Genomic DNA, 16239 nt, shown 5'->3' with positions numbered 1-16239 from the left:
TCACCGCAATTTAAGTGTTGAAAGACCTATGAGAGCGAGAACAATCGAAATAATCCAAAAGCGTATCACCACTTGGCTTTCAGTCCAACCTTTTTTCTCAAAATGATGATGTATCGGTGCCATAAGAAACACGCGTTTTCTTGTTAATTTGAAATAACCAACCTGAATAACGACCGAAAAAGCTTCCACAACAAAAAGTCCACCAATAAGAACCAAAACAATTTCGTGCTTCGTAGCAACCGCAACAGTCCCTAAGAGTCCTCCAAGAGCCAACGATCCAGTATCTCCCATAAAAATAGCTGCAGGTGGTGCATTAAACCATAAAAATCCAAGCCCTGCCCCAACAACAGCTCCCAATAAAACAGCCAATTCACCTGTTCCCGATACATAATGGATTTGGAGATAATCAGCAAAATTCATATTACCAGAAAGATAAGCAATCAGAGCAAAAGATAAGGCTGCAACCATCACAGGAACAATAGCAAGCCCATCGAGTCCATCCGTCAAATTAACCGCATTACCCGTCGCGACAATGACGAAAGCAGAAAAAGGAATAAAAAACCAGCCCAAATTGATAAGATAATCTTTCAAAAAAGGCAAAGCTAATCCAGATGAGCCAATTTGCAGAATGGCAAAAGCAGCAATCGCCGCAACACAAAACTCCAAGCTTAACCGTGCTTTCCCAGAAAATCCTTTGTCTGTTTGTTTTGTGACCTTAAGATAATCATCATAAAACCCAATTACCCCAAAAGAAAGCATAACCAATAGCGATACCCAAAAGTAAATATTCGATAAATTACCCCATAAAAATGCCGATACCACAATGCCGATTAAAATCATTAATCCACCCATTGTAGGTGTTCCAGCCTTTTTAAAATGTGTTTGAGGTCCATTAGCACGAATCGGTTGCCCCTTACCTTGCCGCAATTTAAGAGAAGCAATGATGCTAGGTCCAAACAAAAAGACGATAAGCCCCGAAGTAAGCATAGCTGCTATCGTGCGAAAAGTAATATAACGAAAAACATTTACACCCGGAAGCCAATCACTAAACGAAGAAAAAAACAGCATCATGGAACAAAAAACCTCTTAAAACTATGAAGAAACTGCTTTATAGCGATCAAGCAATGCAGTCACAATATTTGATGAACAAAGGCTATTGGATGATTTAATCATAAGTAGGTCGCCAGGAGAAATTTCTGCTAAAAGAAGCGGTAAAATTTTCTCAATATTTTCAGCATAATGAACCTTAACACCAGCAGACAAATCACTGACTAAAGATTTCATCGCCTCACCAAATAGAAAAACCGGATTAGCACCGGAAAGACGTATTGGTTTTATTAAATCACGATGAAGCTTTTCACTATACTCCCCTAACTCTAGCATATCCCCTAAAATAGCAATTCGCCGCCCCCCTTTTCCTACAGGTCCTGTAGCAAGAAGCTCAAGTGCAGCACGCATAGAAGCAGGATTTGCATTATAGCTTTCATCAATGAGATAAAATTCACCCCCATTTGATAAAGACAGTCGATAACGAACACCTCGCCCCTTTTGAGAAGAAAAATGGCGAAAAGAAAGAAAAACAGGCTCTAACTCAACCCCCATAGCATCACAAGCAGCAATAACCCCTAAACTATTTTGCACAATATGGCGTCCCGGAGCCCCAATTTGAACCTCCTTATCCCGCCCCCCAATACGCACAATCATAGAAGAACTATCGGTTAGAAGACGTATATCTCGCGCTTGATAATCAGCATCTTTAGTCCCACCAAAGCTTAAGATCTTCTTTACACCGCATTTCTTTGCTTTTTGAACGAGATAAGAAAAAAAATCACTATCCGCATTTAAAATGGCAATGCCTTCTTCATCCAATCCTTCAAAAATTTCAGCTTTTGCCTTTGCTATTTCTTCAAGATCTTTGAAAAATCCCATATGTCCTGCACAAATATGCGTAATGAGAGCAATATGCGGACAAACCAGCTTGACCAGAGGGCGAATTTCATCTCTATGATTCATGCCAATTTCAAAGATACCATAATCACTCTCCATAGGCATCCGCGCTAAAGTGAGTGGAACCCCCCAGCAATTGTTTAAAGAAGCGAGATTCGCATGAACATTCCCAGCCGTTGCAAGTGCTTGTTTCAAAGCTTCTTTTGTCGTCGTTTTTCCCACCGATCCTGTTATCGCGATAATCTTAGCTCTTGAACGTTTGCGTGCAGCTTGTGCAAGTTGTTCTAAGGCTTGCAAAACATCAGGAACGACAATGAGTGGAGCCAATATCTTTTTCATATCCCTCAAACGGTGTTCCGCAACGATAAGAACGCCTGCACCTCGTTCATAAGCTTGCGCAGCAAAATCATGACCATCAAGATGGTGCCCTTTAATGCAGAAAAAAACATCCCCTTCCGCAAGAGTACGACTATCAATGGAAACCCCAGAAAAAGTTTCTGGCAAGCTTCCCATTACAACACCATTAACTGCAGCAACAAGTGCTTGCTTATCCCATAAAGCTGTCATTTCTTTCGGTCCTCTAAAGCTTCTATCGCTTTCAGACGATCTGAAAAAGGATAAGTTGTCTGCCCTATAATTTGGCCATCCTCATGACCTTTTCCAGCAATGATGAGTGTATCACCAGCTTTCAAAAGCTCCACCGCGTAAGAAATAGCTTCACCACGATCTGCTATCTCTATTGCTGTTGGCACCGCCTGTAAAATATCTTTACGTATTTTTTCTGGCATTTCTGTTCGAGGATTATCATCTGTTACAATAACAATGTCCGCTTTATCCGCCGCAATTTTTCCCATCAAAGGTCTTTTTCCTTGATCACGATCTCCTCCACAACCAAAAACAACGATCAAGCGTCCTTGCGTAAAGGGACGAACAGAAAGCAAAACCTGCTCCAAAGCTTCTGGTTTATGAGCATAATCAATATAAACAAGCGCATTATTTTCTGTCTTTCCCACAAACTCTAACCGCCCAGGTGCCCCCTGCAAAGTTTCAAGCGCAGGAAAAACCTTACGAGGTGAAACACCCGTTGCAATGGCTAACCCCGCTGCCATAAGCGCATTGGCTACCTGAAAATCTCCAGCTAAAGGCAAATCAAATGTATAAATATTGTTTTCCACACGACACTCAATACACTGTTTGGAGCGTTGATGTTCGACACGATTAATCGTGATAAATTGCCCCTTACGACCAATTGTCAAGACACGGCGGCGCGCTTGTGTAACAACATCAATAACCTTTTGTGAATAAACATCATCAGCAAAAATCAAAGCAGGAGCAGATACAGGCAAAAGTGTATCAAACAACCTCATTTTAGCCCGCAAATAATCCTCTACCCCCGTGTGATAATCCATGTGATCTCGCCCTAAATTAGTAAAGGCACCAGCCGTTAAACGGACTCCATCAAGTCGTCCTTGATCAAGCCCATGCGAAGAAGCTTCAAGAGCGGCATGCGTCACACCTTCATGAGAAATTTCACAAAGAAGACGGTGCAAGACGACCGGATCAGGTGTTGTGAGAGAACCATAAACATTCCGTTTAGGAGAAACAACACCAACCGTTCCTATACTCGCTGCACAAAATCCAACATGAGTCCAAATTTGCCGAAGAAAAGAGACAACAGATGTTTTACCACTTGTACCAGTCACAGCAACAACTGTTTCCGGCTGAGAACCGTAAAAACGTGCAGCTGCCAACGCTAAACTATGACGAACATTAGAAACACGTAAAATGGGAACAGATAAATCCTCAAGAACAGCATGACAGTCTGTAACGATTGCTCGTGCGCCACGCTTTATCGCGTCATCTATATAGTGTCTTCCATCACTTTTTTTCCCTTGAACAGCAACAAAAACATAGCCCGGCAAAACTTGCCGAGAATCCACACTTATTCCTGTTATTGCTATTGAAGAAAGACTTTCATCTTCAACACATTCTGTAAAAACTGTTCCCAACAACATGATAACGCACCTTTATATTTATTTTACCGTTGTTTAACGAAACTTGAATTGCTCTTTTTACTTAAAAGAGACTCATATTCTTTTTTAAAATCGGGTTTTACACCAAGAAAACTAGCTGTGCGACGAACAATATTAGCAAGCATTGGTCCAGCATTCATCGCCGCTGTTGATGAACGCTGTCCCTCTGCAGGCTTTGGTTCATCGATAATTGTTAAAACAACATAAGCAGGATCATCAATAGGAAAAGCAGCAAGAAAACTATTGAAATTTTTTGTTTTAGAATATTTTCCATTTTCAACTTTCTCAGCTGTTCCTGTCTTACCACCTACACGATAACCTTCTACTTTTGCATTACGTCCAGACCCAATCTCACTATTTAATTGATAAAGGTAACGCATATTTTGACTTGTTTTAGCATGCAAAACCCGTTTTGCATGGTGCAAAGTTTGTTCTTTTGTCCGTTTTAAAAATGTCGGAGCAATTAACCAACCACCATTCATTAAAGCAGCAGCCCCAACAGCTGTTTGCAAGGGAGTTGTTGCCATACCATGCCCAAAAGCAATCGTCATAGATTGGATATCCTTCCAATGATGTGGCACAATAGGATGAGCAACTTCAGGCAACTCTGTTACGAGTCGATCCAGTAGCCCAAGTTTTTGCAAAAAATCACGATGTTTATCAATCCCTATCGCTAATGCTTCTTTAGCAGAACCAATATTGGAAGAATAAACAAAAACCTCCCATAACGTTAAGGGACGATTTTTTCCGTGAAAATCATGAATAATATATCCACTACTTGCTTTTATGGGCTTTGAAGCATCAATAATACTGTTTAAATGAAAAATATTGGAATCAAGTGCCATGGCAGTCGTAAAACTTTTAATAATCGATCCCATTTCAAATGTTCCGGCCGTCATCCGATTGAGACGATCACTTTTTAAAGCTTCAATAGGATTTCCAGGATCAAAATCTGGTAGAGATGCCAACGCCAAAACTTCCCCCGTATGTATATTTAAAATAACAGCTCCTGCAGCAATTGCCTTATAACGCTTCATAGCCTGAATAAGTTCATCATGGACAATTGCCTGAAGTCGCACATCGATCGAAAGCTGAACTTGTTTTAATGATTCTTCCATGGCAAGACCAGCAGCACGCAGAGCACTCAAACCCGCATCATCAATATATTTTTCCATACCTGCAATACCTTGATTATCAACATTCACCATGCCGAGAATATGGGAAGTTACAGGTCCATCGGGATAAAAACGACGAATTTCAGTCCGAAAACCAATTCCTGGAATACCAAGGGCCATAATTTGTGTCTTCTGCATTGGTGTTAACCCACGCTGTATCCAAGAAAAACCAGTTTTTCTTTTTAAGCGCTTATAGGTTTCCTGCCAATTAAGATCAGGCAAAACTGTTGAGAGCAATTCAATGGTTTCATCCACATCAATAATACGTCGTGGCTCAGCAAAAAGTGAATAAGTTTTAATATCTGTTGCCAATAAACGACCATTACGATCAACAATATCAGGCCGCGCCGTCAGTTGAAGAACTCCTGGCCCCTTTGCTTCTTCAATCTGTCCACCTTCCAACCCATAAGAAATAAGGCAAGCCCCCATGATGCCATATAAAACTAAAAAGCAGAACAACGAAAAAAGCAAACGTGGACGACTAGAATAGGGACGACGAACAGAAACATTATGATTATTCAACGAATTCTTAAAGTGCTTTTTCTTCTGTAAGAATAAAAAAGTCGACTTCATCACTGCACGCCTTTTTGGACAACACCATTCATCTGAGAATCCCGACGATTTGCCAAAATATCTTGATTATCTTCCAAGATATTTTGTTTAATCAATTCTTCAATTGGATCATGTACCCGTACCGGAATGTCTTTAAATTCTACGATTTGACGCGGCTGTATAACTTCTAATCCAAGTTCTTTTTGATAACGTTTCGCAAGTTTTTGCATGCGCGAAGGCTTGATCATCACAGCCCACTCAGCATGAAGCAAACTCACCGTATTTTTTGCTGCAGCAATTTCATGCTCAAGATGAAGAACTTCATTCATTCGTTTTTGAACATCATATTTTACCTTATAAGTAAGACCTGCCATACAAATCATAATCATCACTAAAATCATATCAAATGTACGAAAAACTGTCATTTCTTGCCGCCTTCAAAACTGGCAATCTCTGCTAAACTAAATAATTTCATATCTTCTGTAAGAGCCTCTGCTTCAGTCCGTACACCAATACGCAACCGCGCAGAACGTGAACGAGGATTTTTCTGTAACTCCTCTTTAGTTGCCGTGATCCCACCTCTAAACAAAGGAAAAAATGTTGCTGGAGCAGCCTTTATTTCTGGCAGATAGCGTGATCTCATACGTTCTCCAGAACGAGTCGAAAAAAATCTTTTGACCATACGATCTTCAAGAGAATGAAAACTGACAACCCCCAAACGGCCTCCAGCTTTTAAAACGCGTTCAGCAGCAAATAAACCACGCGCCAATTCACCAATTTCATCATTAACATAGATACGAAGAGCCTGAAATACACGTGTTGCAGGATGAATACGATCTCCCGGTTTACGTCCTATCAACGTTTCGATAGCATACGCCAAATCACCCGTACGCAAAAAAGGCTGAACAACACGACGCGTTTCAATCATCCGTGCAATTCGTCCCGCATAACGCTCTTCTCCTAATACCTTAAAAATACGTGCCAAATCTCTTGCTTTTAAATGATTGACAACATCGCTAGCTGTAAAACCAGTCTGAGCCATTCGCATGTCCAATGGCCCATCTTTTTGAAAAGAAAAACCTCTTTCTGCTTCATCAAGCTGCATTGAAGAGACACCAATATCCAAAATAACTGCATCCACCTTCTCTTCAACGACACGATCAAGCTGTGAAAACGCCATATGGACCAAACGAAGGCGTGGAAAAAATTCTTCAACAAGCAATTGTCCTGCACTGATAGCATGAGGATCACGATCAAGAGCAATCACCTGTGCCCCTGCCTTTAACAAAGCGCGCGTGTAACCACCAGCACCAAAGGTGCCATCAATCACTTTTGCTCCAACCAATGGCATAAGCCCAGCCAAAACTGGCTGTAACAACACTGGAATATGGCGTTCAGCTCTTTGATCCTGCTTTATCAAAATAATCCGTCTTGAAGTTATGCTGTCTTAAATCAACAGCTCTCTCATGGCAACTGATCTTAGAATAACCTGGCCTTCATCACATTAATCACAATGAACGAAAAAACTAAAGTTATCCTAAAACAGATCCTAACGCATTATACTTAAAGAAATGTTATAATTTTTTAAAACACTCTTTGCTCAAGTGTCCATTTCAAACACATAGACTCCATAAAAGACCATATATAATTGATCTTATAAAATATCGCGTATCATCATGAAATATCAGTCGGCCTATAAGCCGGGTTCTGTAGAGTAAAGCTTACACTTTACATGGCAACCATTCATCTGGGACGGATGTTACCATCCGCCTCGTGCAACCTACCCGAATGACTCGCCCGGAAATCGGCTGCAAATTAAATTTTGCACGTCATTTCTATTTGGTCTTGCTCCCGGTGGGGTTTACCTTGCCACATTCATTACTGAATGCGCGGTGGGCTCTTACTCCACCCTTTCACCCTTACCTATTAAAATAGGCGGTTTACTTTCTGTGGCACTTTCCCTAGGGTCACCCCCGCCGGGTGTTACCCGGCACCGTCTTTCCATGGAGCCCGGACTTTCCTCACCTGCCGCCTTTCAGCATTGGACAAGCGCGGCTGCCCAGCCGACTGACATACTGATTTATAAAACATTTTTTGCTCCGTGAAAATAGCATCTTAAAATATTTTATGACAAACCTCTCTCAACAGATGTTTTTATTTTAATGAAGCCAGATAAGTCTTTACTTTTGCGCAATATTTCGCTGAAATGGAATTCATTTTTTTTGCAGCATGACCTGCGTTATATTTAAGGATTGTACCACACGTACTTCCACCACTGAGTTTATAGGCCCGTGCCAAATAACGCATACCATATTCAAGATTGGTCGCAGGATCGTACAAATCCTGTACAGAACCACTAAAGCCCAACCCTCGTGCCGTAGAGGGTTTAATTTGCATCAAACCTATTTCGCCAGCAGCCCCCTTTATACCTGCCTTATAATTACTTTCAACTTTTACAACAGCATGTGCTAAATTAACCGGAATATTATACTTATTTGCAAATTTCTGAATAAGAAACTCATAAGGACGATTAGAAATCTGAGAAGCAACACTCCCTAAGCCTTCTTTTGCTTCTGCAACATTTAAAACACTATGAGCCCAACTTATATCAAATACAAAAAATACAGCACACGCTGTATTTAACAAAATTTTCAAAAATTGCATTTTCTTTCTCTCACTCAAAAATTCTCAAATTCTAACCGCAAATAATTTTCGAATGCATTGTACAAAAAAAGAAAGCAAAAGAACGGCTTGAAAAGGGAAATATTAAGACAATTTCAAGATAAAGTTCTGTATAAAAAGAAAAACTCTTTATACAAAAATTATAGACTTCTCTATATCATCAAATAAAAAAATTAAAAGCCTATAATTAAACTTATATCATATTAACTAAAATGATATATTCTATCAAGTTCTGCTATATCTATTGTATCAATCAATTTTTATATTACAAAATAGCACTTTAAAAAGATATGATATTTTTTTATATACGATGATTAAATTTTTTATTGATATCAATCCCACAAAGCAATAGAGACGAGATCATCTTTACCAAAGATCCTCGATATCGCAAAAGTTTCACAAAAATAAAACCCGTTATTGATGCTTCTTTCTAACCAATAAACACGCGCAGCATTCTTTATGGCCCCAATAAACCATTGACTAAAATCACCCCCCTACCTCCATCACTGTGCATAAGGAGTCCATAGATATACAAAAACCATCATACGCTATTTACCAATTCAAAATATTGCAACAGACTTTTAGCTCTCAAGATATCTCAAAGAAGCTTTTTAATTCCTTTTTAAAAGAGTTTTTATCCACACAAGCCTCCCACTTGTGGTATACAAGAAACTGATTTTGATTTTTTCACCATGGATAAATTTAAAATGAGAGGATTTTATAATTCTTAAGATTCTCATTCAATATAAAATGATAAATTATCATTATAAAACAATATACTAAAAAAGTTATATCCGTTTTTTCCTACAACAAAGCTTAACAATTACTTGTGTCTATTTTTTTGAAAAATGTTAGAAAGCTCAATACCCCTAAAGCCTTTTTAAATAAAAATAGACCTCTCATCTTCATTCAAATATTTTTTCTTTGTCACAGACTATCATCTTATCAGCCTTACACCTCATTTTCAGAAATCATACAAGTGGATAAATATCCTAAAATCCGTAGAATAAAAAAGCTTAAATCCTTTTAAATTTTTTATTTTCTCATATCAAATAAAAAAATAACCGGCATATAAAATGCGGTTAACGTGTTTTATTATAGTCAATACTGCTTTTGTCATTGTAGCGATTGATAATGCAATTAACTTGGACCAATACCCTTGATAGACTTTCTATCACTCCTGTAATGATTGCAACATTACCCTTATACTCCAATTGCTTACCTTTTGAGAGATAAATTTTGTTAATACCTTACAAATTGATTATCTCCTCGCACTTTTCAAGACTTCACGAAAAGCTCTTGCTCCTTAAAATAAAACCCAAAAGCGCGATTAAAAAAATAGCTAAAAATAAGCATTAGCAATGGAAGGACGAGAAATCGCTTTCGAGAGAGCCATAGCAACAGTTTCACCAGATTTTTGAGCCTGTTCACGACTCTGCCCACTTTTAGAAGCAAGCGCAATTACATCACGACGCAGCTGCGCAATAAACAACTCTTGCTGTTGAGGGGTCATTTTAGAAAGATGCTTGATGATATCTGGAAAAGATACGGATAATCTCTCTAATAACTCCTCCTCTGTTACATCAAGCTGCTGAGAAGACAAAGAAGAGTGACCGGGAAAAAACTGATAAACAACACCACTTTGAAAAGCAAAAAAGACAGCGCCAAAAATAAAAAACACAAATAAAATAAAAATAATACGATGCGAAAAAGATTCCATTATCTCTTACCTAAAGATCACAGAATACAAACATAGATTCCCTTTACGATTTCCCTTATAGCATTCAACAATGCCTCAATAAAGAAAAATCAAATTATTCAAAATAAATACGCTAACACTATCCGCCTAACAAGACATCCCCCTCTACATATTTACGTACTATAAGCGAAACAATAACAGATCTTACACTTCCCCCCTATAAAACCTTACACATCCCCTAAAACAATTATAAAAAGCCTGACTGAGGAAATCCTCAGTCAGGCCAGACAATCTAGGGGATCCACGCGGGGGGGGGGGAGGAGGTTCCCCGATTGTCCTCTTACATCAACCACTAAGATAGCCGATGCAATATTCTTGCTATGGAATAAAATTCTTTAAACAACAAGAAATTCTTATCATCTTCTACGCAAAAAAACATAAAAGAATTATAAATTATTTAAAAATGTTTAAATTTAGGCAAAAAAAGTTCAAAATGACCCAATTTGAAGCAATTTTATTTCAAGAAGCATCAATTAGAATCTACGATCATTATAACTTTTAAATAGTTTCTTTCATAACTCTGATGATCATATTAAAAAACAGTAATTTCTACGTATCCACCCTATAAAAATTAAACTATGTAAAAGTAGAATCGCTTTTCCAACAGCAATCACCACAAAAAGAAAAACGTAGATTTTTAAAATCTTACACAAATAACCGTAAAAAATGGAAAACATCTTCTTGCAAGAAAGCTATGAATTATTCATATAAAACAATAAATTAGAGAAATAAAATCTTATCTATATTTATAAAAAATTTCTGTAAATGATCATTAAAATATTGTTACATCCTTCATGTAACAATCAATGAGGAACTTAAACAGCTTAATCTTATGAGAAAATGAGAACTCTGAAGGTATTTGTTTCGAATCACGCCCCATCGTCATTCCAAGTAACGATAAACCATTTTACAATAACCAACAGTCTCTAACTCATTTTAACATAACAAACCGAAATCAACGCAGACATTTTCTCTTAATCTCTATCATTTAAATGATCCCGTAAAGTAATACACACAGTAGTTTCTATGCTCAAAAATTTTTATAGTCTGTTCTTCTAACGTAAACAATTCATTGATTTACAATCAGAACTCATCATTTTACAATTTACATGAGAGATCTCAAAAACGTAAGGTTCCCTTATTTTCAATCTTCGTCTATTGAATTAATGAATAGCCATACTATCGCACATCACAAACAAGAAGAAGCATATGGATAAAAAACATAAAACGATGATGCCTACTTACAACTTTTACTTAAACTAAAGACGATGGTGCCCTATCAATTTTACGCTATACCCACGGACTGCGTCATAAGATGAGCGGCAAACATAAAAAGAAAGAAAATACTTTTGGCAAAAACAATGGACTTATTTAATAACCTTCATAACTTCTCATGATAAAGAGATACGAAACTTTAGTTTAATATCACGCTTTTTTTCCTACTTTCAGCCACAAACTATCCCTAGATCATCGCCGATCTTATTTTATGAATATAATGCATTGTCTTACCCTTTTACTTTTTCGTCTTTTTAGAGCATCTTTTTGCACCCCTCACTAAAAGTTCCAAGGTACTCCTTATCTAAAAACCTGTTTTAAAGAGACATTTTAAGATCTATTGGGCACCACCATCTTTGACATTTATAAAGGTATGAGCCTTCACTATATTATATTGTGCGGCATTATATCATATTGCAGCCGCTCTCACATTTAGAAAATGTATGAAAGATGTATTTTCTTTTACAAACGGTATCATTAAGATAAATACCTTCTTTTGTAGCAGACAAACAGACTCTTTCGGATTCTGAAACAGGAAATTTGAAATGAGACAACATTCCTGTATTCAAACCTCTTATTGAGTTTAAAAAAATCAATGATCTTTTAAAATCAATATATTGGCTAATAAAATATAATATCAGGACACCTTAAATAATGATCCTCATAGGCTTAACTCTATAGAAGGTGTTTCATTATACAGCCTACACGCCGCTATAAAACACCAATACTCCCATATAAAAACATAATACAAATGTAAAAAACAATAGCTTATCAATGATTGAATAAAGTTTTATCTCTACGCTATTCCTTGAGAAAAATCAGAGAATAAAGTGCGTTAACAAACGCGATTTATGCAAAATCTACTTGTTTATCTTTGATATCGTCAACTAATAAACGCGGATCACGAGCAAGCCAAAGTGTAACCATGCCCTCCTTACTATTTTCATTTTGTATAGGAGTAAGACAAACTGTTTGCTCTAGCATAAGTCCGGCATTTTTTAGCCACTTTTCTATTTGTAAAGTCGAAAATCCAAGACGCATATGTGCTTGATCAAAATGTGAAGAATCAGCTTTATGATAACTCAAATCCACAATCAATAAACGCCCATAGGGACGCAAAACACTTGATATCTCATGAAGAAACATTTCAGGATTTTCAAAAGAATGTAAAACCCAATGAAGAATAACTAAATCAAAAGTTGTATCTCCAACAGACAAGTGAAAAACATCGCTATCAAGCACAACTTCAACCGCATGCGTATAAAGATTAGAAAACAATTTTAAGATAGAGTCTCCACCTCTTCCAATATTCAGCATCATCTGAAATGGTTTATCGCCAATGATTTCAAGTAAAGAGTTTTCTACACCATGATCTGCCATATAGGATGACCGTAATACATCCCGTTGCAACGCATTTTGTAAGAAATGCTTCTTCCTCCTTTTTTGACGCTGCTTTTTAATGTCCTTCAAACGTTCTAAATCATGCGCTAACAACACATCATTCTTTGGTAAAGACGAAAGAATACCCATCACAATGTCTTTACCCCCAAAATCATGACAAAGCTTAAAATAAAGGCTATCCCCCTTCTGATAACGCTCAATCAATCGTGCTTCGTACAATAAACGTAAATATCGTGATATACATGCTTGCGACTGATCAAGAATAAAAATAAAATCAGGGATTGTTAAATCTTCATGACGCAAGAGCGTAAGAACACGTAAATGGCTTACTTCTGCAACCGCTTTCAGCAGCTCAATTATTGCATCTAAACTTGTACTTTTTTTCATAATTATCCCCTAAACATTCCTATAAACATTTGTTTATAGGAAAAAAAGTCAAGCATACAACGCATATTCTCATCTATTTTGTGCTCTCTATTTTATCATACTATGAAAAAAATAGGCTCATGTAAAAAACGAACAGATCTTATCCATCTGTTTCTCGTTATAATGATAATACATTGATTTATAATAATAATTCATTCATTTTAACTTGAATAAAAAACCGGAATACCATAAATTTTTCTCATTTCAAATCTATTTATGATAAATCAATCCAAATCATTCTCTTACAGCACATAAACGGAGGGAACATATAGATAAAAATACCTTTTATGCCCACCTCAAAACAAGAACTGCATACCATTGAGAAAAAATAAATAATATGATAGTGTCAGCTTGCATCTTTATTAAGTAAAGACGATAATGCTCAATGACCAGAGCATTTGTAGAAGTAATACTATACTCTTCATCTCCTCCTTTTCATTGCAATTTTACAAGCAATAACCGGTTATATATCATGAGTAGAATAACCCTATTTAGGTCATAATTTCATAAGATGTCTCTTACTTTTTTCAATGAATAAAAACTTCCACAGAGCACACACACACTTTATTTATGAAATAACAAACACAATAAAATACACTATTATTCCAACAAAGTTGCGATAAGATAAAAATTCTAGCGTGTAAGAGGTTTATAATTTGCATGCTTAGGATTAAGAGATTCCGCCCCAAGACGACGAACTTTATCAGCCTCATATTCAGCAAAATTACCTTCAAACCATTCTACATGACCATCACCTTCAAAGGCTAAAATATGTGTTGCCAATCGATCAAGAAACATACGATCATGCGATATGATAACTGCACAACCAGCGAAATTTTCCAATGCATCTTCCAATGCACCCAATGTTTCAGTGTCAAGATCATTTGTCGGTTCATCAAGAAGAAGCACATTCCCCCCCTCTTTTAGAAGTTTCGCCAAATGTACGCGATTGCGCTGCCCTCCTGATAAATTTGCCACCTTCTGCTGCTGATCTGCCCCCTTGAAATTAAAAGCCCCGCAATAAGCGCGGCTATTCATCTCATATTTGCCTAATTTAATAATGTCATTTCCACCAGAAATTTCCTCCCAAACAGTCTTATCCCCCACCAAGGAATCGCGACTCTGATCCACATAACTCATGTGAACTGTTTCACCGATACGTATCTGACCTGAATCGGGATTTTCCTGTCCCGTTAACATTTTAAACAAGGTCGACTTTCCCATACCATTGGCACCAATAACGCCGACAATGCCGCCAGCAGGAAGTTTAAAAGAAAGAGAATCAATCAATACACGTTCACCATAAGCTTTAGAGAGATTATCAACCTCAATAACAACTTGTCCTAACCTTTCTCCAATAGGAATAATGATTTGCGCCTCTCCAGGACGGCGCTCACGTGCTGCTTGAACCAACTCATCATAAGCCTTAATCCGAGCTTTTGACTTTGCTTGTCGCCCTTTTGGACTAGAAGCGATCCATTCTTGCTCACGTGATAAAGCACGTTGACGCGCTGCCTCTTCACGGCCTTCCTGAGCCAAACGCTTGGCTTTAGCCCCCAAATAAGCAGAATAGTTCCCCTCATAAGGAATACCTCTACCGCGATCTAATTCTAAAATCCAACCCGTTACATTGTCGAGAAAATAACGATCATGGGTTATCAAAAGCACAGCCCCAGGATATTCACGTAAATGCCTCTCAAGCCAAGCCGTCGTTTCAGCATCTAAATGGTTTGTCGGTTCATCCAAAAGTAATAAATCAGGTTTTGACAAAAGTAATTTACAAAGCGCAACACGCCGCTTCTCACCACCAGAAAGTTTTGTGACATCCCCATTGGCTGGCGGACATCCAAGAGCAGCCATAGCCATTTCCACTTGACTTTCTAAATCCCAAAGATTCTGACTATCAATAATATCCTGAAGCTGTGCACTTTCATCAGCCGTTTCTTCGCTATAATTCATCATCAATTCGTTATAACGCTCAAGAATTGCCTGTTTATCTGCAACACCTTCCATCACATTGCCGCGCACATCTTTGCTTGCATCAAGCAAAGGCTCTTGTGGTAGATAGCCACAGCGCGCTCCTTCACAAAGCCATGCTTCTCCTGTATATTCCTTATCTAGCCCAGCCATAATACGTAAAATCGTTGATTTACCAGCACCATTTGGCCCTAAAATACCGATCTTCGCATCTGGATAGAAAGACAAATGAATATTTTCTAAGATTTTTTTATTGCCGTAAGACTTGTTGAGCCCAGCCATATGATAGATAAATTGACGTGCCATAAATTTCTCTTTATATTGCGCGATATTAAAGATTAGGGTTTGAAAAAATTGCTTTCGCTTTTTGAAACTGTACAGTAAATAGTGCTTACACCGTATCAAAAGCTTTTCGCTTTATATTGGTACATTTTTTCTAATCTCACAAGCCCCAGTATGGTTCTGAATGCAAAAAAACATCGCCTCAAAAAGCAAAAAGCAAATCTTTTTAGCTGTCCCTGAAACATGTTATCAAACATTGCCCATCTTTTCCATACCAGATATAACCTTGTATTTTTATCGTATTAAACCAACTTATCAATGTGATAGGATACCAGAAAGAAAAGCAATTCTCTACGCGCCTTCTTTTTTTGCCTTATGGGCTTTATATTACGCCGTAAAAAATCCTTCCCTTTTTTCATCGATTTTTTGTTACGGAAAACAATGGACTTCACCCCTTTCCTTGATGTGGCTTAAATTACGTTTACAAAATGACTGCCGCCTTATGGGATCTGACGTCCCAAGCCCAATGATCATGAAGGCATTGCATCAACACGTAGCAACAAATGACTACAGTGCACTCCCCATTGGTACGTGGTTACAATTCGTAAAAAACTATAAAACAAATTGTAAAAACTTATCCATTCCCCTCTTTTGGCTTGATAACTGTAAAAATAGTATCAATATTCAGCAACTCATTTCAAAACTTCAAGGCGAAATATAGCTTTTTAAA

General features: G+C 37.6%; 11 protein-coding genes and 1 other RNA gene. 1 reads left to right on the top strand and 11 read right to left on the bottom strand.

Features of this window, described 5'->3' with window-relative positions:
• The 11 genes from mraY to ettA form a co-directional block, all read right to left on the bottom strand.
• Positions 1-1071 (bottom strand): phospho-N-acetylmuramoyl-pentapeptide-transferase, encoded by a 1071-nt coding sequence (gene mraY, locus ACFINA_RS03460; protein WP_375606965.1) that lies wholly within the window; start codon positions 1069-1071, stop codon positions 1-3.
• Between the two features lie 21 nt (positions 1072-1092).
• Complete coding sequence (murF, locus tag ACFINA_RS03455) at positions 1093-2514, bottom strand: UDP-N-acetylmuramoyl-tripeptide--D-alanyl-D-alanine ligase (protein ID WP_375608231.1); 1422 nt, start codon at positions 2512-2514, stop codon at positions 1093-1095.
• Positions 2511-3962 (bottom strand): UDP-N-acetylmuramoyl-L-alanyl-D-glutamate--2,6-diaminopimelate ligase, encoded by a 1452-nt coding sequence (locus tag ACFINA_RS03450; protein ID WP_375608230.1) that lies wholly within the window; start codon positions 3960-3962, stop codon positions 2511-2513. Before ACFINA_RS03450 ends, murF begins: the two co-directional genes overlap by 4 nt.
• Before the next feature lie 23 nt (positions 3963-3985).
• Positions 3986-5728: a peptidoglycan D,D-transpeptidase FtsI family protein gene (locus ACFINA_RS03445; protein ID WP_375608229.1), complete on the bottom strand. Its 1743-nt coding sequence runs from the start codon at positions 5726-5728 to the stop codon at positions 3986-3988.
• Entirely contained in the window at positions 5728-6132 is a 405-nt protein-coding gene (locus ACFINA_RS03440; protein ID WP_375606961.1) for a hypothetical protein, read from the bottom strand. Before ACFINA_RS03440 ends, ACFINA_RS03445 begins: the two co-directional genes overlap by 1 nt.
• The gene (rsmH, locus tag ACFINA_RS03435) at positions 6129-7127 is read right to left on the bottom strand and encodes a 16S rRNA (cytosine(1402)-N(4))-methyltransferase RsmH (RefSeq protein ID WP_375609263.1); all 999 of its coding nucleotides are present in this window, start codon (positions 7125-7127) and stop codon (positions 6129-6131) included. Before rsmH ends, ACFINA_RS03440 begins: the two co-directional genes overlap by 4 nt.
• A gap of 260 nt (positions 7128-7387) precedes the next feature.
• Positions 7388-7778: RNase P RNA component class A (rnpB, locus tag ACFINA_RS03430), an RNA gene on the bottom strand.
• An 83-nt stretch (positions 7779-7861) separates the two neighbouring features.
• Positions 7862-8371, bottom strand: a complete 510-nt coding sequence (locus tag ACFINA_RS03425) for a lytic transglycosylase domain-containing protein (protein WP_375606959.1) — start codon at positions 8369-8371, stop codon at positions 7862-7864.
• A gap of 1360 nt (positions 8372-9731) precedes the next feature.
• The gene (locus tag ACFINA_RS03420) at positions 9732-10109 is read right to left on the bottom strand and encodes a hypothetical protein (RefSeq protein ID WP_375615072.1); all 378 of its coding nucleotides are present in this window, start codon (positions 10107-10109) and stop codon (positions 9732-9734) included.
• 2163 nt (positions 10110-12272) lie between these two features.
• A complete protein-coding gene (locus ACFINA_RS03415; protein ID WP_375615071.1) occupies positions 12273-13211 on the bottom strand; it encodes an ArsR/SmtB family transcription factor in 939 nt (312 codons plus the stop codon).
• Positions 13212-13883: 672 nt separating this feature from the next.
• Positions 13884-15533 carry an energy-dependent translational throttle protein EttA gene (ettA, locus tag ACFINA_RS03410; protein ID WP_375606955.1) on the bottom strand — a complete coding sequence of 550 codons (1650 nt, stop codon included), beginning with the start codon at positions 15531-15533 and terminating at the stop codon, positions 13884-13886.
• Positions 15534-15693: 160 nt separating this feature from the next.
• Between ettA and ACFINA_RS03405 the strand changes: the two genes are divergently transcribed.
• Positions 15694-16230, top strand: a complete 537-nt coding sequence (locus ACFINA_RS03405) for a hypothetical protein (protein ID WP_375606954.1) — start codon at positions 15694-15696, stop codon at positions 16228-16230.
• Positions 16231-16239: the final 9 nt, after the last annotated feature.

Source organism: Bartonella sp. AC10YNML (genome assembly GCF_042196825.1).
GTDB lineage: Bacteria > Pseudomonadota > Alphaproteobacteria > Rhizobiales > Rhizobiaceae > Bartonella.
Note: the sequence above shows the minus strand (reverse complement) of the source record. Positions and strands in the feature narration are given on the sequence as shown.

Bases quoted from the DNA above. Each gene is read 5' to 3' on its own strand.
- ACFINA_RS03425 (WP_375606959.1), bottom strand. From the start codon at position 8,371: ATGCAATTTTTGAAAATTTTGTTAAATACAGCGTGTGCTGTATTTTTT.
- mraY (WP_375606965.1), bottom strand. From the start codon at position 1,071: ATGATGCTGTTTTTTTCTTCGTTTAGTGATTGGCTTCCGGGTGTAAAT.
- ACFINA_RS03440 (WP_375606961.1), bottom strand. From the start codon at position 6,132: ATGACAGTTTTTCGTACATTTGATATGATTTTAGTGATGATTATGATT.
- ettA (WP_375606955.1), bottom strand. From the start codon at position 15,533: ATGGCACGTCAATTTATCTATCATATGGCTGGGCTCAACAAGTCTTAC.
- ACFINA_RS03445 (WP_375608229.1), bottom strand. From the start codon at position 5,728: ATGAAGTCGACTTTTTTATTCTTACAGAAGAAAAAGCACTTTAAGAAT.
- ACFINA_RS03405 (WP_375606954.1), top strand. From the start codon at position 15,694: ATGCAAAAAAACATCGCCTCAAAAAGCAAAAAGCAAATCTTTTTAGCT.
- ACFINA_RS03415 (WP_375615071.1), bottom strand. From the start codon at position 13,211: ATGAAAAAAAGTACAAGTTTAGATGCAATAATTGAGCTGCTGAAAGCG.
- ACFINA_RS03450 (WP_375608230.1), bottom strand. From the start codon at position 3,962: ATGTTGTTGGGAACAGTTTTTACAGAATGTGTTGAAGATGAAAGTCTT.
- murF (WP_375608231.1), bottom strand. From the start codon at position 2,514: ATGACAGCTTTATGGGATAAGCAAGCACTTGTTGCTGCAGTTAATGGT.
- ACFINA_RS03420 (WP_375615072.1), bottom strand. From the start codon at position 10,109: ATGGAATCTTTTTCGCATCGTATTATTTTTATTTTATTTGTGTTTTTT.